Origin of the sequence: Mycolicibacterium frederiksbergense, assembly GCF_012223425.1 — a bacterium.
GTDB classification, from domain to species: Bacteria; Actinomycetota; Actinomycetes; order Mycobacteriales; family Mycobacteriaceae; genus Mycobacterium; species Mycobacterium frederiksbergense.
The window spans coordinates 5551355-5570914 of sequence record NZ_CP038799.1 but is presented as its reverse complement, the minus strand read 5'-3'; the positions used below and the strand labels follow the sequence as shown (position 1 = coordinate 5570914).

The window sequence follows — 19560 nt, the reverse complement described above, 5'->3', positions numbered from 1 at the left end:
CCGCATTCGCAAACATGTTCGAATTGTATCGAAAACGCTCGGCGCGCAAATCAGTTGTCCACAGGCAACTGTTCTATCCACAGATCCACAAAAAGTACTGGCGCATAACCGCTTCGGCGAGTAGTACGCGCAACACCTACGTGGTGATCTGGATCCGCCCGTCGACCTCGGAAACCGGATAGCTGCGCACCGGGGCGCCACCACCGGATTCGGTTCCGGTGCACATGTCGTAGGTCGCTCCGTGCAGGGGGCACACCACCACGGATTCGTCGGCCAGCCCATCGGCGAGCGGCCCACCCTTGTGCGGGCACACGGCATCCAGCGCCCGCAGCGATCCGTCGCGCAATCGGAAGACCGCGATCTGGCTGTTCTCCACGGCGAAGGTCCGGCCCTCTCCCAGGGGAACCTGGGAGACCGGCCCTAGATCGCTCATCGCACCGGCACCTGCGGCAGCGGTAGCAGTGGCAGCGAGGTGCGGAACTGTCCCTCGGTCGCCGGCTCTCGCCCGTCGAGCCACGGATCCCGGTAGGCATTAATCGATTTCTGCATCCGCGCATCCAGTCCCTCGGCGAGCCCGTCGGCGTCCTCCACCACGACCGCACGGATGTGTTCGATGCCCACCCGTGGCACCCACGCGTAGGTGCGTTCCAGCCAGTTGGCGCTTTCCCGGTAGTACTGCAGGAACCGGCCGGTCAGCGTCATCACCTCCGCCGCCGAGTCGACGGTGGCCATCAGGTCACCTTTGCGGATATGGGCGCCCGCGGCACCGCCGACATAGATCTCCCAGCGGCCACCGTCCACGGCCACCACGCCGAGGTCCTTGCACAGCGACTCGGCACAGTTACGCGGGCACCCGGTGACGGCGAGCTTCATCTTGGCCGGACTGGCCAGGCCCTGGAACCGTTCCTCCAGGGCGATTCCCAACGCGGTGGAGTCGCCCACGCCGAACCGGCAGAAATCGCTACCCACACAGGTTTTCACGGTTCGGAAACTCTTGCCGTAGGCATAGCCGGATTGCATCTCCAGGTCGGCCCACACCCCGGGTAGGTCTTCCTTGCGAATGCCCAGCAGGTCGATGCGTTGTCCGCCGGTACATTTGATCATCGGGATCGAGTACTTGTCGGCCACATCGGCGATACGCCGCAACTGCCACGCGCTCGTCACGCCGCCCTTCATCTGCGGTACCACCGAGAAGGTGCCGTCCCGCTGAATGTTGGCGTGCACCCGATCGTTGATGAACCTCGAATCCTTCTCGTCGACGAACTCGTCGGCCCACATCATCTCCAGCAGTGACGCCAGCGCCATCTTCGATCCTGCGTCGTGTTTGCCGTCGGGTGCCAGCGCATTGAATACCGAAGAGACCGAGTGCAGTTGCAGATCCCGGATCAGCCCCATCAGCTCCGGCTTGGCGTACGGCACGCCAGGCACGTACCAGGAGGCCGATGGATCCTCAGTCACCGCACCGCCTGCAGCCCATTCGACGACCTGTCCGACCAGTTCCTTGCACGATCCACAGCCCTTGCCGGCCTTGGTCTTTGCCATCACTGCCGACATCGACGTCTCACCGGCCCGCACACACGCCACCAGCGCGCCCTTGGACACGCCGTTGCAGTTGCACACCTGCGCGTCATCGGCCAACTCGGCGACGCCGACGGCCACATCCGGTGTGCCGATGTCGAACATCAGTGCCACCCGCTCGTCGGGCAACGGCAGCCCGTTGTCGAAGGCCTGAGTGAGGAACGACACCTTGCTGACGTCACCGATCAGCGTGGCGCCCACCAGCTTCCCGTCCCGGATGACGATGGTCTTGTACACACCGTGTTTGGGCTCGGAATACTGGACGAACTCGTCGTCGGGATGTTCAGGTCCCTTGACCCCCATCGACGCGACGTCCACGCCGGCCACCTTGAGCTTGGTGGCCACCCGCGAACCGTGGTAGGCGGCCTTGCTGTCGGTGCCGGTCAGATGGTCGGCAAGCACCTTCGCCTGCTCCCACAGCGGTGCGACCAGACCGTAGACCTGCCCGCGGTGTTGTGCGCATTCGCCCACCACGTAGATGTCGTCGTCGTCGACTGAGCGCATGTGGTCGTCGGTGACGATGGCGCGCTCAACCGTGAGCCCAGCCCGTTGTGCCAGTCCGACATTGGGCCGGATGCCCGCCGCGATCACCAGCATGTCGCAGTCCAGCCGCTCGCCGTCGGCGAACACGATCCCGGTGAGCTTGCCGTCCTGCACCAGCACCTCTGTCGTCCTCTTCGACGTGTGCACCCCGATGCCGAGGCTCTCGACCGATGTGCGCAGAATGTTGCCGGCGGGGTCGTCGAGCTGCGCGTTCATCAGCGTCGATGCCGCATGCACCACGTCGACTGCCATTCCGCGACTCTGCAACCCGCGGGCCGCCTCGAGTCCGAGTAATCCGCCACCGATGACGACGGCCTTGGTGCGGTTGGCGGCCTCGGCGATCATCGCCGACGTGTCGTCGAGGGTGCGGAAACCGAACACGCCGTCGGCCATGTTCTTGTCGTCGGCCCACAGGCCGGTCATCGGCGGAAAGAACGAACGGCTGCCGGTGGCCAGGATCAGCTTGTCGTACCGTACCCGGGAGCCGTCGTCGGCGAGCACCACATGTCCGAAGGTGTCGATACGGACGACGCGCACCCCGGCCCGCAGGCCGATGTGATTGTCGGTGTACCAACCAAGTGCGTTCAGATAGATTTCTGACGGATCATCCTTGCCGGCAAGGACATTCGACAGCAGTATCCGGTTGTAGTTGCCGTAGGGTTCGTCCCCGAACACGGTGATGTCGAACTTCTCGCCGCCGCCGCGGGCCAGCACGTCCTCGATGGCGCGGATACCGGCCATCCCGTTGCCGACCACCACCAGGCGCGCCTTAGCGGTGGACGCCCGATGTTCGGGAAGGATGACCGCTTCGGTGACGGTCATCTAGACCTCGACGAGGCCGAGATCGAGGATGACGGTGCCCGAGCAACCCTCGGGCGCGGCGATGTGCACCTCGAGCACCGTGTCGGCGAGCAGATCTTCGACGACGCGCAACGCGACGTGGGTGGCGCCCCTGGCGGCAATGGGGAAGTAGCGCATCGGGACACCGTCACGGACCAGTACCACCGAGACCATGTGTTTGGTCGAGTTCCCGCCGCGGAAGTACACCGGCTGGGTGACGATGCCCGCCGGGACCACGTAGCGCAACGTGTCATGGATGGGCACCGGTTTGTCCAAACCGGCCCCTTCGAACGGGAAGGCGCCCTGCAGGAACTGTGGTGTGCTGCCATCGCTCATGCTTCAGCGAAGCTAAGGGGCCATTGTTTCGAATTCGTTTCAGAAGTGCGTCGCGCATGAATACCGTGGCGCACCAAGCGGGATACGGCCGGTGTGAGTAGGTGTTGACAAACCCGACACGGTGGGGCAACGGAGGCGGAATGGCCGAAACATAGTTTCTCCTCAACCGTTTCCGCTGCTGGGAGGAACTAGTGCCTAATACAAGCCGCAATCGTGACATCGCTCACTGGGATGCCGAGGATGTCGATGCCTGGGAGGGGACCGACGGTGAGACCCCCGGGAAGGAGATCGCCAAACGGAACCTCATCTGGTCGATCTTCGCCGAGCACGTCGGTTTCTCGGTGTGGTCGATCTGGTCGGTGATGGTGCTGTTCATGCCGCAGGACGTGTACGGCATCGACCCCGCCGGAAAGTTCTACCTCGTCGCGATACCGACGCTGATCGGTGCATTCATGCGCATTCCGTACACCATTGCGCCCGCGCGGTTCGGCGGTCGCAACTGGACCATCGTCAGCGCGCTGCTGTTGCTGATTCCGCTGGTGCTGACGCTGTGGGTGATGGCCCAACCGGGCGCGTCCTACACCACGTTCATGATCATCGCGGCCTTCGCGGGCCTGGGCGGCGGCAACTTCGCCTCGTCGATGACGAACATCAACGCGTTCTATCCGCAGCGGCTCAAGGGCTGGGCGCTCGGCCTGAACGCGGGGGGCGGCAACATCGGAGTGCCGGTCATCCAGCTCATCGGTCTGCTGGTCATCGCCACCATCGGCAACACCGCGCCATACCTGGTCTGCGCCATCTACCTGGTGCTGGTCGGCCTCGCCGCACTGGGTGCGGCCGTGTTCATGGACAACCTGGGCAATCAGCGCTCCAATCTGGGGGCGATGGTCGAGGCCATGCGGTACAAGGACTCCTGGGTGATGAGCTTCCTGTACATCGGCACCTTCGGTTCGTTCATCGGCTTCTCGTTCGCCTTCGGTCAGGTGCTGCAGATCAACTTCCTGGCCGGCGGCGACACCGCCGCACAGGCCTCTCTGCATGCCGCGCAGATTGCCTTTCTGGGCCCGCTGCTGGGCTCGATCTCGCGACCGTTCGGCGGCAAACTCGCCGACAAGATCGGTGGCGGCAAGATCACCCTCTATGTGTTCGTCGCGATGATCTTCGCCGCCGGCATCCTGGTGGCCGCCGGTGTGCTCGACGATGCGGCCGCAGGCGCCCCCACCAGCACCCAGATGGGCGCCTACGTGGCCGGATTCATCCTGCTGTTTATCCTGTCCGGGCTGGGCAACGGATCCACCTACAAGATGATCCCGTCGATCTTCGAGGCGAAGGCCCAGAACCACGACGAGTGGAGCAAGGACGAGAAGGCGGCCTGGTCGCGCAGCATGTCCGGGGCCTTGATCGGGTTTGCCGGTGCGGTGGGAGCCCTGGGCGGGGTGTTCATCAACATCGTGCTGCGGATGTCCTATGTCAGCGACGCCAAATCGGCCACCAACGCCTTCTGGGTGTTCCTCGGCTTCTACGTGGTGTGCGCGTTCGTCACCTGGTTCGTCTTCCTGCGGATGGGTGCCGCACGTCAAACGGCCAAGGATGACGTGCTGCCCGAGCAGGCAGTCACCGCTTGACCTGGCGACCCATCGCCCAACACGCCGCCGCACAGCGGGCTCACCGAGGGGGTGAGCCCGCTGTGAGGTCGAGTTTTCTTCGCGATAACGTCGGCTCAAAGGAACCGGAACAGTGCCCGCGCACGATGGTCGGATGACGGCGACCGTGGGAGAGACGACACGCACCGCGTGCTCGTACTGCGGTGTGGGATGTGGCATCGAGGTCACCACCGCCCCGGATGCGGTCACCGGGCTCCCCGTCATCGCCAGGGTCAGCGGGGACAGGCTGCATCCCACCAACTTCGGCAGGCTGTGCACCAAGGGCGCCACGCACGCCGAGATGATGGCCGCCACCGACGGCCGGTTGACCACTGCCCTGGTGCGTGGGGAGCGGGGCGGTGAACCGCAACCGGTGCCGGTGGACGCGGCCGTCGCTGAGGCCGGCCGGCGGTTGCGGGCCATCATCGACGAGCACGGGCCCGATGCCGTGGCGTTGTACGTGTCCGGCCAGATGTCCATCGAGGCGCAGTATCTGGCGACCAAACTGGCCAAGGGCTATCTGCGCACCGTGCACATCGAGTCGAACTCCCGGCTGTGCATGGCGAGCGCAGGAACCGGGTACAAACAGTCCCTCGGTGCGGACGGCCCGCCGGGGTCCTACACCGATTTCGACTCGGCCGACCTGTTCTTCGTGATCGGCGCGAATATGGCCGACTGCCATCCGATCCTGTTCCTGCGGATGGCCGACCGGATCAAATCCGGTGCCAAGCTCATCGTGGTGGACCCGCGGCGCACGGCCACCGCGGACAAGGCAGACCTGTACCTGGCGATCAAACCGGGCACCGATCTGGCGCTGCTCAACGGACTGCTACATCTGCTCGTCCAGAACGGCGACATCGACCAGGATTTCATCGCCGAACACACCGAGGGCTGGGACGCGATGCCTGCCTTCCTGGCCGACTACCCGCCCGGGCGCGTCGCCGAGATCACCGGGATCCCCGAGGCCGACATCCGCACCGCCGCCGCGATGATCGCGGAATCGGGGGAGTGGATGACCTGCTGGACGATGGGGCTCAACCAGAGCACACACGGCACCTGGAACACCAACGCCATCTGCAATCTGCACCTCGCGACCGGCGCGATCTGTCGGCCCGGCAGCGGTCCGATGTCGCTGACCGGACAGCCCAACGCCATGGGTGGTCGCGAGATGGGCTACATGGGACCGGGGTTACCCGGCCAGCGTGCGGTGCTGTCCGCCGAGGACCGGGAATTCTGTGAGCAGCAGTGGGGACTGGACCCCGGCACGATCCGCTCCGATGTCGGCCCCGGCACCATCGCGATGTTCGAGCAGGCGGCCGCCGGGGAGATCAAGGCCTGCTGGATCATCTGTACCAATCCCGTTGCCACCGTGCCGAATCGAGCGACCGTCATCACCGGACTCGAGATGGCCGAACTGGTGATCACTCAGGACGCCTACGTCGACACGGCCACCAACCGCTACGCCGACATCATGCTGCCCGCCGCGCTGTGGGCCGAGACCGATGCCGTCATGATCAACTCCGAGCGCAACCTCACGCTGCTGCAGCAGTCAGTCCCGGCCGTCGGGGACGCCCGGGCGGACTGGGAGCTGATCTGCGGGGTCGCCGAATACCTGGGTTTCGGTGACGATTTCGCCTACAAGTCGGGCTCGGAGATCTTCGACGAGATCCGCCGGTTCGCCAACCCCCGCACCGGATACGATCTGCGCGGGGCCAGTTATGAGCGGTTGCGGGACACCCCGCTGCAGTGGCCCTGCCCGCCCGAGGGGGAGGCCACGACCACAGATGGCCGGAACCCGATCCGCTACCTGAACGACGGGGTGTCCCAGAGCCTGCATGTCGACGAGAACGGTCACCGGCCGCGGCTGGCCTTCGCGACACCGACACGGCGGGCGCAGTTCTTCGCCCGCCCGCACATGGATGCCCGCGAGCTGCCCGACGACGACTACCCGATGGTGCTGAACACCGGCCGGTTGCAGCATCAGTGGCACACCATGACCAAGACCGGCCGGGTCGACAAACTCAACAAGCTCAACGCCGCCCCTTTTGTGGAGGTGCACCCGGATGACGCTGCCGCGCAGGGCATCACCAAGGGGCAGCAGGTGGAGCTGACGTCGCGGCGCGGGCGGGCCGTATTGCCCGTGCAGATCACCGACCGGGTGCAGCCGGGCAATGTATGGGTGCCGTTCCACTGGAACGACGAACACGGCGAGTACCTGACCGTCAACGCCCTGACCAATGACGCCGTCGACGCCGAGTCGCTACAGCCCGAGCTCAAGGTGTGCGCGGTGCGGCTGCGTCCCATCCAGATGGAACGCCCCGATCCGTTCGGGCTGGCCGCGATGACACCGGAGTTCACCGAGGACGAGAAGTACTACCTGTCCGGCTTTCTCGCCGGCCTGGACGCCGGTACTCCCGGAGTGCCGGTGCTCCCGGCGTCGGCCCCGGTGCGCGCCCAGGTCCGGCTGTGGGTGGACGGCATGCTCGCCGGGACCTATTCACGCGCGGAACCCGAACGCCTCACCGCGCCCGGGCCGATGGTCTTGTGGGCCTCCCAGACCGGCAACGCCGAAGAGTTCGCCGCCCAACTGGCCGCCCGGTTGTCCGGCGCCCGGCTGATCACGATGAACGATGCCGTCCTGGAAGACCTGCCGGCGGCCGGTGATGTGGTGTTCGTCACCAGCACCTTCGGCGACGGTGGCCCGCCGGACAACGGTGCCGAGTTCTGGGACCGGTTGGTGTCCGCGGACGCGCCCACCCTCGAGGGTGTGCGGTACTCGGTGCTGGGCATCGGCGACCAGTCCTACGATAATTTCTGCGGGCATGCCAAGGCATTGGATGCCCGGCTCGCGGAGCTCGGAGCCGTCCGGTCCGTCGACCGCGCCGACTGCGAAATCTACGACGAGGCACCGATGGCGGCCTGGGCCGACGAGGTGATCGCCGGACTGGATGCCGCGCCCGCGCCGATCGCCCCGGCTACACCGAAATCCCCGGTACCCCTCACCCGTAGCGCCCCGGTGCACGCACCGCTGTGCCGCAACACCCGTCTCACCCCGCTGTCGGCGGCGAAGGAGGTGCGCCAGTTCGGGTTCGACATCTCCGAGCACGTCGCCGAGCACGGTGCCGGGTACGCCGTCGGCGACTCCCTCGGAGTGTTCGTCACCAACTCCGAGGAGTCCGTCTCGGTGTGGCTGGCCGCCACCGGGCTGTCCGGCAACGAGATCATCGAGGTCGACGGCGCCGACACCGACCTGCGCAGCGCGCTCACCTTCTCCTATGACATCTGCCGGGTGACCCCGAATCTGCTGAGCTTCGTCGCCGAACGCAGCCGGGACGCCAAGAAGCTGCGCAAGTCCGCTGACAAGACCGCGTGGCTGGCCGGGCGCAACGGCCTCGATATCGTCGAGGAATTCGCGCTGCACGCCGATGCGCTGGAATGGCAGGACGCGCTGGTGCGGCTGACGCCGCGGCAGTACTCGATCTCCTCAAGTCCGCTGGTCAGCCCCCACGAGGTGCAGCTGACGGTGTCGGTGGTGCGCTACCGCAGCGCGCGCGGCGAAAACCGCGGCGGTGTGGCATCGACGTATCTGGCCGACCGGGCGTCCTCGGTGCCGGTGTTCGTGCAGCGCTCGCCGAACTTCCGGCCTCCCGCCGAATCGGCGACCCCGATGATCATGGTCGGCCCGGGCACCGGGATCGCCCCGTTCCGCGGCTTCCTGCAGGAGCGCCGCGCGCTGGGCCACACCGGGCGCAACTGGCTGTTCTTCGGCGACCAGCACCGCGCCGAGAACTTCTATTACCGCGACGAGCTGGAACACATGGTCGCCGACGGCCTGCTGAACCATCTCGATCTGGCGTTCTCCCGCGATCAGGCCAACCGGATCTACGTGCAGCACAAGATGCTCGATGCCGGCGCCGAACTGTGGCGCTGGATGGAGGACGGCGCGCACTTCTACGTATGCGGTGACGCCAACCGGATGGCTCGCGATGTCGACGACGCTCTGATGAAGATCATCCGCAAGTACGGCTCGATGTCGGCCGAGGCCGCCCACGATTACAAGAAGGAACTCGTCGCGACCAAGCGGTATGTTCGCGACGTGTACTGATCGCCGCGAATAAAAGTCGCTCCTGCCGCGTTACACAGGCGTAATCGAAGGGCAGATTTGGTTCAGGGAGACGACAAAAATGGCTTGGCATAGTGGTGACGTTGTGACCGCCCGCCGCGAGATCGACGAGATGGACGTTCAGACCGTTCCCGAAGGTGCCGCAGGCACGGTCGAGGAGACGACGCTGTTCGGGAAGCCCAAGGTGGTCTGCTTCGACGTTCCCACCGTGTGGGGACCCAAGCGCGCGTGCGTGCACGTGCGCCGTGGAGACGTCGCGCTCGCAGGCTAGACCGCGTGGACATCCCGTACCGCACCCTTGTCGGCGGACAGCGCCAGCGCAGCGTACGCGCGTAGTGCTGCGGACACCGTGCGCTCCCGGTTCTTCGGCCGGTAGCCACCCGCAGCCTCCAGCGCGGCGCGCCGGCGCTGCAGTTCCTCCTCGGGCACCTCGACCTGGATGCTGCGGTGCGGGATGTCGATGGTGATGAGGTCGCCGTCGGCCACCAGCGCAATGGTGCCGCCGGCGGCCGCCTCGGGGGACACGTGGCCGATCGACAGGCCCGACGTCCCGCCGGAGAACCGGCCGTCGGTGATGAGCGCACACTGCGCGCCGAGCCCGCGTCCCTTCAAATAGGCTGTCGGATAGAGCATTTCCTGCATACCGGGGCCGCCCTTGGGGCCCTCGTACCGGATGACGACGACATCGCCTGGCTGCACCCGCTTGTTGAGGATGGCGTCGACCGCGTCCTCCTGGGATTCCAGCACCACGGCCGGGCCGGAGAACTTCCAGATGCTCTCGTCGACGCCCGCGGTCTTGACGATGCAGCCGTCCACGGACAGATTGCCGCGCAGAACCGCGAGTCCACCGTCGGCCGAATAGGCGTTCTGCAGATCGCGGATGCAACCGTTCTCGGCGTCGGTGTCCAAGCTCTCCCACCGTTCGGACTGAGAGAACGCTGTCGCCGAGCGCACACAACCCGGTGCGGCATGGAAAAGCTCGACAGCCTCCGCCGACGGTGATCCGCCGCGGATGTCCCAGTCGCGCAGCCACTGCGCCATCGAACCCGCGTGCACGGTGTGCACGGTCTCGTGTAGGTGCCCGCCCCGCCACAACTCGCCGAGGATCGCGGGGATACCGCCGGCGCGGTGCACGTCCTCCATCAGATAGTGGCCGTTGGGGGCGACCTTGCACAGGCACGGGATCATCTGGCTGCGCTTCTCGATGTCTTCGAGGGTGTAGTCCAGTTCAGCCTCGCGCGCGGCGGCCAGCAGGTGCAGCACGGTGTTGGTAGACCCGCCCATGGCGATGTCGAGGGCCATGGCGTTGTCGAACGCGTCGCGGGTGGCGATGGCGCGCGGCAGCACGCCGGCGTCATCGCGCTCGTAGTAGGCCCGGACGATGTCCATCACGGTGCTGCCGGCCTTCTCGTAGAGGGCGCGGCGCGCGGTGTGGGTGGCCAGCACCGATCCGTTGCCGGGCAGTGCCAGTCCGAGCGCCTCGGTCAGGCAGTTCATCGAGTTGGCGGTGAACATGCCCGAGCACGAGCCACAGGTCGGGCAGGCGGCTTCCTCGATGCGGGCGATGTCGTCATCGGAGACGTCGGTGTTGACGGCGTCGGCGATGGCGGACACCAGGTTCAGCCGGGTCTTCACCGTGCCGTCCACCAGGACGGCGGTGCCGCCCTCCATCGGGCCGCCGGACACGAAGACCGTCGGGATGTTGAGGCGCAGCGCGGCCATCAGCATGCCGGGAGTGATCTTGTCGCAGTTGGAGATACACACCAGGGCATCGGCGCAGTGCGCGTTCACCATGTATTCGACCGAGTCGGCGATCAGCTCGCGGGAGGGCAGCGAGTACAGCATGCCGCCGTGTCCCATGGCCATACCGTCGTCGACGGCGATGGTGTTGAACTCGCGCGGGACGCCACCGGCGGCCGAGATGGCCTCGGAGACGATCCGGCCGACGGGCTGCAGGTGGGTGTGGCCGGGCACGAACTCGGTGAAGCTGTTGGCCACCGCGACGATCGGCTTGCCGATGTCCGAACCGGCCACGCCCGCGGCGCGCAGCAGTGAGCGCGCCCCCGCCATGTTGCGACCGTGAGTGACCGTACGAGACCTCAATTCAGGCATGGCACCTACAGTCGCACCGAGCGCGGCCACAGAGAAGACGGCGCTGGTGCTAGTACCGGTACTACCAGTCTGGCGCCGGGAATAGGCTGGCGATCATGGACAAGCGCGCGCAGCAACGGCTCGCCCTTGGCGCGTTCCTGCGTACCCGCAGAGAGGCCGCGCAACGCGACGAACTGGGTTATCCCGACGTACCCAGGATGCGAACCAGCGGGCTGCGCCGCGAAGAAGTCGCGCTGTCCGCCGGGGTGAGCGTCACCTGGTACACCTGGCTGGAGCAGGGGCGCGAGATCAATCCGTCCAAACAGGTGCTCGACGCCGTGTCCGGAGCTCTGCGACTGACCCGTGCCGAGCACGACTACGTGCTCGCCCTCGGCGGCCACACGTCCGACCCGGCCGTCTCCGGCGGCCCCACACCACCACACATCCAACGATTTCTGGACGCTCTTGCCGGTTACCCGGCCTTCGCGATCGGCCCCGCGTGGACCATCGCAGCCTGGAACGCGGCGTACGCGGCGCTGTATCCCAACATCGCCGTCATCGACCCGCCCGATCGCAATCTGCTCTGGCTGGTGTTCATGGATCCGGCGATCCGGGAGTTGTTGCCGGACTGGGAAACCGACAGCCGACGGTTCCTGGCCGAGTTCCGCGCCGAGGCCGGCTCGCGGGTGGGGGAACCCTCCTACACTCAGCTGGTCGAACGACTCCGCGAAGGAAGTGCACATTTCAGAGCGGAGTGGCAGGCGAGCAGTGTCGAGCGATTTGCGTCCCGGGAGCGCCGATTCTTCCACCCGGGCGTCGGCGAACTGCTCCTCGAGCATCATCAGCTGACTCCCGCAGACGCGCCCGGGATACAGATCGTCGCGTACCTGCCGCTGCCGGGCAGCGATGCCGCGGAGCGGCTGGCTCGCGTGATCGGACAGTCATGACGGACGACGCGATCGACCCGCAGGTGCGCGTCTACGCCTCCCGGGTGCACAACCTGAGGGCGGTCGACATGGCGGCACCCCGCAACGCCTTCGTGGCGTTCACCGGGGTGTCCGGGTCGGGGAAGTCCTCGCTGGCGTTCGGGACCATCTATGCCGAAGCGCAACGCCGCTACTTCGAATCCGTTGCCCCGTATGCCCGTCGGCTACTGCTACCCAGCGACGCACCGAAGGTCGACGACATCACCGGGTTGCCACCGGCGGTGGCGTTGCAGCAGCGGCGCGGGTCGACCAGCTCACGGTCGACGGTGGGCACCGTGACCACCTTGTCGAATCTGTTGCGGATGCTGTTCTCCCGCGCCGGCACGTTCCCGCCGGGGGCGACGGTGCGGCTGGACTCGGATGCCTTCTCCCCGAACACGACGGCGGGGGCATGCCCGGAATGTCACGGGCTCGGCCGGATTCACCGTGTCACCGAGGACACTCTGGTGCCCGACCCGACGCTGACCATCCGTGAGGGTGCGGTGGCCGCGTGGCCCGGTGCCTGGCAGGGCCAGAACCTGCGTGACATCCTGATCACCCTCGGTTACGACATCGACAAGCCTTGGCGCAAACTCCCTAAGCGGCAACGTAATTGGATTCTGTTCACCGAGGAGCAGCCGACGGTTGAGATCGATCCCAGCCAACACCCCGTCACAGCCGAGTATTACTACAACGGCACCTTCTCCAGCGCCGAACGATACGTCCGCCACACCCTGGCCAACTCACAGAGCGCGATGATGCGCCGACGGGTGCTGCAGTACGTCGACAGCGCCGACTGCCCGGTGTGCGGCGGCTCGGGACTGCGTCCAGAAGCGCTCGCGGTGACCTTCGCGGGCCGCACCATCGCCGAGCTCGTGGCGATGCCGCTCACCGTGCTCGCTGACGTGCTGGCGCCCGCGGCCACCCGCACCGAGTTCGAGGCGGCGTACGAGTCCACCGAATCCGGGGAGTTCACCGAGGTTGCCACCATGATCGCCGCCGATCTGGTGGCGCGCATCGCCATCCTGGTCGATCTCGGCCTCGGGTACCTGAGCCTGAACCGGCGCACCCCGTCCGTATCGCCGGGGGAGTTACAGCGGCTGCGATTGGCCACCCAGCTGCGGGCGGGGCTGTTCGGTGTGCTCTACGTGCTCGACGAGCCATCGGCCGGACTGCATCCGGCCGACGCCGAGCCGCTGCTTGAGGTACTCGACCGGCTCCGGCGGGCGGGCAACTCGTTGTTCGTCGTCGAGCACGATATGGACGTGGTGCGGCGCGCGGACTGGATCGTCGACGTCGGGCCCGGTGCCGGTGAACTCGGCGGTGAGGTGCTCTACAGCGGGCCGGTGGCCGGACTCGCCGATGTCGAATCGTCGGTGACCCGTCGCCACCTGTTCGGTATGGCCGACCCGGCCGCTCGCGCGCCCAGGAAATCATCGGAAACGTTACGCCTGCAGCATATTTCCTTTCACAATCTGCAGGATGTCGAGGTAGCCCTACCGCTGGGCAGCTTCATCGCGGTCACCGGTGTGTCTGGTTCGGGGAAGTCGACCCTGGTCTGCAAGGTGCTCGGCGATGTGGTGGCCCGCCACCTCGGCGGCGGCGCACCCGATTCCGCGGACGCCGAGGCGACCGACGCCGAAAGCGAGCTGCTGGACATCGACACCGATGCCAGCGTCGGTGTCGTCGCGACAGGCGTCGAGGCCGTCGACCGTCTGGTCACCGTCGACCAGCGCCCGATCGGGCGGACGCCGAGGTCCAATCTGGCGACCTACACCGGCATGTTCGACGCCGTCCGCAAGGCCTTCGCCGATACCGAGGAGGCCCGACAGCGCGGCTGGAGTGCCGGCCGGTTCTCGTTCAACGTCGCCGAGGGCCGCTGCGACACCTGCCAGGGCGAGGGTTTCGTGGCCGTCGAACTGCTGTTCCTACCGGGCACCTACGCTTCCTGTCCGGCCTGCGGCGGGGCCCGCTACTCCGAGGAGACACTCGAGGTGCGCTACCGGGGGCGCACCATCGCCGAGGTGCTCGCCATGACCGTCGACGAGGCGGCCGATTTTCTCTCCGAGATACCCAGTGCGGCAAGAAGTCTGACCACGCTGCGGCAGGTGGGCCTGGGTTACCTGCGGTTGGGCCAGCCCGCCACCGAGCTGTCCGGCGGGGAGGCCCAGCGGATCAAGTTGGCCACCGAGTTGCAGCGCGCCCGCCGCGGGCACACGTTGTACGTGCTGGACGAGCCGACCACCGGATTGCATCCCGCCGATGTCGAATTGCTCGTCGCGCAACTCCACCGCCTGGTGGATGCCGGCAACACCGTGGTGGTCGCCGAGCACGATATGGGGGTGGTCGCCGGGGCGGATCATGTGATCGATCTCGGGCCCGGAGGCGGCGATGATGGCGGCACCGTGGTGGCCACCGGCACACCCCGACAGGTCGCGGCGGCCAAGGGAAGCCGTACTGCGCCGTACTTGGCGAAGCACTTATGAGGGTTTGGGTGTCCGAGGGGGGACTTGAACCCCCACGCCCGTTAATAGGGCACTAGCACCTCAAGCTAGCGCGTCTGCCATTCCGCCACTCGGACATCGCTCCGTGCCACCGGCACGGAGCGACTAAGGCTAACGGATGGGGGCGGTCTGGCCCAAACCAGACCGTCGCCGGCGGTGCGCCACCCCGCCCGGGGGAGCCGGTGCGGTGGTACGAATGGTGACTGTGAGCGTTCCCCCCACAAGCGCGGATGAGGTCGTCGACCTCGTCAGCGCCCTCATCCGATTCGACACGTCCAACACCGGTGACCCGGCGACCACCGCGGGCGAGGCCGATTGTGCGCAGTGGGTGGGTGATCGGTTGCGAGAGGTCGGCTACGAGACCGAATACCTCGAAGCGGGCGCCCCGGGGCGCGGCAATCTGTTCGCCCGACTGGCCGGGTCCGATCCCGAGCGCGGTGCGCTGCTGATCCATGGCCATCTGGACGTGGTGCCCGCCGAGCCCGCCGACTGGAGCGTGCACCCGTTCTCCGGGGCGGTGAAGGACGGCTACGTATGGGGACGCGGCGCGGTGGACATGAAGGACATGGTCGGCATGATGATCGCCGTCGCCAGGCACTTCAAACGCCACGGAATCGTGCCGCCGCGCGATCTGGTGTTCGCCTTCGTCTCCGATGAGGAGCACGGTGGCACCTACGGCGCCCAGTGGCTGGTCGACAACCGGCCGGACCTCTTCGCGGGGGTCACCGAGGCCATCGGCGAGGTCGGTGGGTTCTCGCTGACCGTGCCGCGCCGCGACGGCGGGCAGCGCAGGCTCTACCTGATCGAAACCGCGGAGAAGGGTCTGGCCTGGATGCGGCTGACGGCCCGCGGGCGGGCCGGACACGGCTCGATGGTGCACGACGACAACGCCGTCACCGAGGTGGCCGAGGCGGTCGCCCGGCTGGGGCGCCATCAGTTCCCGCTGGTTCTCAGCGAGCCCGTCGAGCAGTTCCTCGCCGCGATCTCCGAGGAGACCGGCTACGAGTTCGACCTGAACTCGCCGGACCTGGACGGCACCATCGCCAAGCTCGGCGGCATCGCCCGCATCATCGGGGCCACGCTGCGCGATACTGCCAACCCGACCATGCTCAAGGCCGGGTACAAAGCCAATGTCATCCCGGCCACCGCCGAAGCGGTGCTGGACTGCCGGGTGCTGCCCGGCCGGCGGGCGGCGTTCGAGCGCGAGGTCGACGAGCTCATCGGCCCGAATGTGGTGCGCAGCTGGGAACGGGACCTGCCGTCCTATGAGACGTCGTTCGACGGGGATCTGGTGGACCAGATGAACGCCTCGCTGCTGACGCTGGATCCGGAGGCGCGCACCGTGCCGTACATGATGTCCGGGGGTACCGACGCGAAGTCGTTCCAGCGATTGGGAATTCGCTGTTTCGGGTTTGCACCGCTGCGGCTGCCCGCCGACCTGGACTTCGCATCGCTGTTCCATGGTGTCGACGAACGGGTACCCGTGGACGCACTAGAGTTCGGGGCGAAGGTTCTCGAACACTTTCTGACCAACTGCTGAAAGGGCGCGATGAGCACGTCACCGTATGACAACCTGCCAGAACTGCCGACGTTCACGCTGACCTCGGAGTCCGTGACCGACGGACAGGCGTTCGGCAACGATCAGGTCAGCGGCATCATGGGCGCCGGCGGCAAGGACATCTCGCCGCAGCTGAGCTGGTCGGGCTTCCCCGAGGAGACCCGGAGCTTCGCGGTGACCATGTATGACCCGGACGCCCCGACGGCGTCCGGCTTCTGGCACTGGGCGGTGGCCGATCTGCCTGCCGATGTGACATCGCTGCCCGCCGACGCCGGCAATGGCGACGCAGTGCCCGGTGGTGCGGTCACGCTGGCCAACGACGCGAGCCAGCAGCGTTTCATCGGTGCCGCGCCGCCGGCCGGACACGGCCCGCACCGCTACTACATCGCGGTACACGCGCTGCCCGTCGAGAGCCTGGGGCTGCCCGACGGCGCCACCCCGGCCTACCTCGGCTTCAACCTGTTCGGCCAGGCGATCGCCCGCGCGGTCATCCACGCCACCTACGAACAGAACTAGGTCTCTTCGCCGAGCGTCGACTTATTGTCGAGTTTTGCGCCAAAATCGACAATAAGTCGACGTTCGCGGCGAATGTCTAGCGCGTCGCGGCGCCGACCGCCTCGGACAGCGACGCGAACCCACCCTCGTGCAGCCTGCGGGCGACACCGTCGTGAATCTGCTTGGCCCACAACCCACCGCCGTAGATGAACCCGGTGTAGCCCTGCAGCAGGGTGGCGCCCGAGATGATGCGCTCCCAGGCGTCGTCGGCGGTCTCGATACCGCCGACGCTGATCAGCACCAGCCGGTCACCGACGCGTCCGTACAGGCGGCGCAACACCTCCAGCGACCGGGCGGCCACCGGGGCGCCGGACACACCACCGGCTCCGAGCTCGGCGACCCCGGGAGTGGACAGGCCCTCGCGGGACACCGTGGTGTTGGTGGCCACGATGCCTGCCAGATCCAATTCGACTGCCAGATCGGCGATTTCGTCGATATCGGCATCCGAGAGATCCGGCGCTATCTTGACCAGCACCGGGGTGGAGGTGGCTTTTCGGACGGCGGCCAGGATGGGCCGCAGCGACGACACCGCCTGCAGGTCGCGCAGGCCCGGGGTGTTCGGCGAGCTCACGTTCACCACCAGATACGACGCCAGCGGGCCGACCAGCCGGGCGCTCTCGGCGTAATCCTCGACGGCCCGTTCGGCCGGTGTCACCTTGGTCTTGCCGATGTTGACACCGATCGGGACGTCCGCGGTGTGCCGGGTCAACTGCACGGCCAGCGCACCGGCGCCGTGGTTGTTGAAACCCATCCGGTTCAGCAGGGCGCGATCCTGCGCCAGCCGGAACAGTCGGGGTTTGGGGTTTCCCGGCTGCGCCTGCGCGGTCACCGTGCCGACCTCGGCGTACCCGAACCCGAGCGCCCCCCAGCTCGCCAGCCCGTGCCCGTCCTTGTCGAAACCGGCGGCCAGCCCGAGCGGGCCGGGGAAGCGCACTCCCCAGACGGTGCTGGCCAGCACCGGATCGTGCGGCGCCAGGGTCGCGGACAGTCGGCGCCGCGCGATACCGGTCCGGGTGGCCAGGCGCAGCGCGGCGAACACGAAGGTGTGGACACGTTCGGGGTCGACCTGGAAAAAGGCCTGCCGGAGCAGTCGATAGATCACAGTGCGGGCTGATCGCCGAGCACGGACTTCTTGCGGCGCAACAGCACCCGCCGACTCCCGTCGGTGTAGAGACGCACCCGGGTCAGCTCCCAGCCCCGGTACTGCGCCTCGATCGACAGCCGCACCGACGCCGACAAGCGGGTGACGTCGGGAGGAAGCCGCAGCGGTACCCAGTCGTATTCGTCGGAAAGATCGGCGGCCCACCCGGCCGGCATCCGTCCACGCTGAACAGTGCTCATGCGATCCTCCTCCTCGCCGCGGGCATCATCGGGGCGTCGCCCCGGTGATCACCTGCACTCCGGCACCGGAACCCGACACCACGTAGAGGGTGTTCGTGGCGCCGTCGAAGGCCAGGGTGTTGGGTTGCTGCACAGTTCGATAACGCACCTTCTCGACGGGTATTCCGGTGGCCAGATCGTAACCAACGACGGTGTTGGTCGCCGTCTGTGACACCCACGCCAGATCCGGCGACCCGGTGACGCCGTACGGCGCGTCGTGCACCGGGAAGCGCTGCCGCAGGATCAGTGGCTCGGTGCCGTAGACCAGCAGGGCGCCGCCCCGGGTGTCGGTGACCAGCACCCGGCCGGCCGGATCGGTCGCCATCGACGTCGCACCCTCGCCCGCCCGCAGCGCCTGCTCGGCGGCCGTACCGTCCCCGTCGATCTCGGTGACCGAGGTCTGGCCACGATCCAGGACCACCATCGAGTCATCCTGTGCGACAACCACGTCGACTCGCGCGAACTTCTTCAGTGTGGCGCCGACCTCGGTGTCGGAGCGCAGGGTGTAGAGGGTGCCATCGGCGCCGCCGAGCACCAGACGGCCGTCGTCGTGCCGCGCGATGGCGGTGAAGTCGGTGTCGGCGTGCCCGTCGACCTCCACCGGGGTGGCGGCGGCCGCGGCGACGTTGACCCGCAGATAGCCGCCCCGGGTGGACAGCCAGACCTCACCGCTGCCGTCACCGGTGAGCGCGGTGGCCTCCGCGGGTAGGGCGAGGGTGCGGGGCGGCCCCTCGGTCGGGAGCACCGTGAGCTGGTCGGCCGGACCGAGCACGACCAGCGCGGAGGTGCGGATATCGAAGAAGGCCGCGGTTCCCGGCGCGGAAAGCGGTTTCACGACACCATCCGACACGCCGGTGACCGGCGGGGATACTGCGGGTTCTGCGACGGGAATCGTCGGTGGTGGCGAATCGGCAGGGTTTGATGAGCACGCCGAAGTGAATGCGGTCACCAGGGCCAATACGCCTGCCGCCAGGAGATGGAATCCGGATTTCGTATGCAATGGCCCCAAAAACTCCTGATTTCGTTGTGGCGTTGGTTCTGTTTTCAAATTTTAGGCAAAGAAACTCAAGTCGAACGCTGGCGTAAATATGACGGTATGGTGCGGGATATGACTCATGCCCAGGGAGTGGATCTGATGGCAGACGAGTTTGCCATCGAGGACATCTCGACAGGCGTGCATGCCAGCGGGTTCGGCGCACTCGGCGGCGGACGTAGCTTCTCCTTTCACGTCGAGGACCGGCAGTTACTGGTCGTCGAGGTGTATCGGCCGCGGCTGAGCGGACCGGTCCCGCAGGACGAGGACATCGTCGCCACCGCCACCCGCCGCCTGACCGATATCGACGTCACCGATGAGCGCAGCGTAGCCGCCGCCGTCCGCGATGCCGTCGCCGGAGCCGAGCCGGTGCGCACAGCGCGCTGACAACAGGCCCACGGTACGGTCGTC

At 67.0% G+C, this 19560-nt stretch carries 15 protein-coding genes and 1 tRNA gene; 8 read left to right on the top strand and 8 right to left on the bottom strand.

Translation table 11 applies throughout. From position 1 onward, the window contains the following. Window positions 1-136: 136 nt before the first annotated feature. Genes EXE63_RS29965 through EXE63_RS29955 form a run of 3 tightly spaced genes read right to left on the bottom strand, consistent with a single transcriptional unit; the run spans window position 137 to window position 3297 of the window. Window positions 137-433, bottom strand: a complete 297-nt coding sequence (locus EXE63_RS29965; protein WP_168144957.1) for a Rieske (2Fe-2S) protein — start codon at window positions 431-433, stop codon at window positions 137-139. Further along, complete coding sequence (gene nirB / locus EXE63_RS29960; RefSeq protein ID WP_168144956.1) at window positions 430-2943, bottom strand: nitrite reductase large subunit NirB; 2514 nt, start codon at window positions 2941-2943, stop codon at window positions 430-432. The genes EXE63_RS29965 and nirB overlap by 4 nt, the downstream gene beginning before the upstream one ends. Further along, window positions 2944-3297, bottom strand: a complete 354-nt coding sequence (locus EXE63_RS29955) for a molybdopterin oxidoreductase (protein WP_168144955.1) — start codon at window positions 3295-3297, stop codon at window positions 2944-2946. Window positions 3298-3488: 191 nt separating this feature from the next. Here EXE63_RS29955 and EXE63_RS29950 point away from each other — a divergent pair, with 191 nt between their 5' ends. From EXE63_RS29950 to EXE63_RS29940, 3 genes are all read left to right on the top strand, one after another. After that, window positions 3489-4922 carry a nitrate/nitrite transporter gene (locus EXE63_RS29950; protein WP_168144954.1) on the top strand — a complete coding sequence of 478 codons (1434 nt, stop codon included), beginning with the start codon at window positions 3489-3491 and terminating at the stop codon, window positions 4920-4922. Window positions 4923-5055: 133 nt separating this feature from the next. Next, window positions 5056-9045, top strand: a complete 3990-nt coding sequence (locus EXE63_RS29945; protein WP_168144953.1) for a bifunctional nitrate reductase/sulfite reductase flavoprotein subunit alpha — start codon at window positions 5056-5058, stop codon at window positions 9043-9045. 79 nt (window positions 9046-9124) lie between these two features. Next, window positions 9125-9334, top strand: coding sequence for a hypothetical protein (locus EXE63_RS29940; RefSeq protein ID WP_168144952.1), 210 nt, complete (start codon window positions 9125-9127; stop codon window positions 9332-9334). Here the strand turns inward: EXE63_RS29940 and ilvD are convergent. Next, window positions 9331-11175, bottom strand: a complete 1845-nt coding sequence (gene ilvD / locus EXE63_RS29935) for a dihydroxy-acid dehydratase (RefSeq protein WP_168144951.1) — start codon at window positions 11173-11175, stop codon at window positions 9331-9333. The genes EXE63_RS29940 and ilvD overlap by 4 nt on opposite strands. A 95-nt stretch (window positions 11176-11270) precedes the next feature. Between ilvD and EXE63_RS29930 the strand changes: the two genes are divergently transcribed. Further along, the gene (locus EXE63_RS29930; RefSeq protein ID WP_168144950.1) at window positions 11271-12101 is read left to right on the top strand and encodes a helix-turn-helix transcriptional regulator; all 831 of its coding nucleotides are present in this window, start codon (window positions 11271-11273) and stop codon (window positions 12099-12101) included. After that, complete coding sequence (locus EXE63_RS29925) at window positions 12098-14605, top strand: excinuclease ABC subunit UvrA (protein WP_168144949.1); 2508 nt, start codon at window positions 12098-12100, stop codon at window positions 14603-14605. The genes EXE63_RS29930 and EXE63_RS29925 overlap by 4 nt, the downstream gene beginning before the upstream one ends. Before the next feature lie 9 nt (window positions 14606-14614). Here the strand turns inward: EXE63_RS29925 and EXE63_RS29920 are convergent. Beyond that, window positions 14615-14700: transfer RNA gene (locus EXE63_RS29920), tRNA-Leu, on the bottom strand. 119 nt (window positions 14701-14819) lie between these two features. Here EXE63_RS29920 and EXE63_RS29915 point away from each other — a divergent pair. Both EXE63_RS29915 and EXE63_RS29910 read left to right on the top strand, forming a co-directional pair. Further along, the gene (locus EXE63_RS29915) at window positions 14820-16163 is read left to right on the top strand and encodes a M20/M25/M40 family metallo-hydrolase (RefSeq protein ID WP_168144948.1); all 1344 of its coding nucleotides are present in this window, start codon (window positions 14820-14822) and stop codon (window positions 16161-16163) included. A 9-nt stretch (window positions 16164-16172) separates the two neighbouring features. Beyond that, window positions 16173-16697 carry a YbhB/YbcL family Raf kinase inhibitor-like protein gene (locus EXE63_RS29910; RefSeq protein WP_168144947.1) on the top strand — a complete coding sequence of 175 codons (525 nt, stop codon included), beginning with the start codon at window positions 16173-16175 and terminating at the stop codon, window positions 16695-16697. Between the two features lie 76 nt (window positions 16698-16773). Here EXE63_RS29910 and EXE63_RS29905 read toward each other — a convergent pair whose 3' ends face one another. Genes EXE63_RS29905 through EXE63_RS29895 form a run of 3 tightly spaced genes read right to left on the bottom strand, consistent with a single transcriptional unit; the run spans window position 16774 to window position 19116 of the window. Then, entirely contained in the window at window positions 16774-17835 is a 1062-nt protein-coding gene (locus EXE63_RS29905) for a quinone-dependent dihydroorotate dehydrogenase (RefSeq protein WP_168145856.1), read from the bottom strand. Continuing rightward, window positions 17835-18077, bottom strand: coding sequence for a DUF5703 family protein (locus tag EXE63_RS29900; protein WP_105363789.1), 243 nt, complete (start codon window positions 18075-18077; stop codon window positions 17835-17837). The genes EXE63_RS29905 and EXE63_RS29900 overlap by 1 nt, the downstream gene beginning before the upstream one ends. A gap of 25 nt (window positions 18078-18102) precedes the next feature. After that, the gene (locus EXE63_RS29895) at window positions 18103-19116 is read right to left on the bottom strand and encodes a YncE family protein (RefSeq protein WP_372513211.1); all 1014 of its coding nucleotides are present in this window, start codon (window positions 19114-19116) and stop codon (window positions 18103-18105) included. A gap of 108 nt (window positions 19117-19224) precedes the next feature. On the opposite strand from EXE63_RS29895, the gene EXE63_RS29890 reads away from it, so the two are divergent. Continuing rightward, window positions 19225-19536 carry a hypothetical protein gene (locus EXE63_RS29890; RefSeq protein WP_168144946.1) on the top strand — a complete coding sequence of 104 codons (312 nt, stop codon included), beginning with the start codon at window positions 19225-19227 and terminating at the stop codon, window positions 19534-19536. Window positions 19537-19560 lie beyond the last annotated feature (24 nt).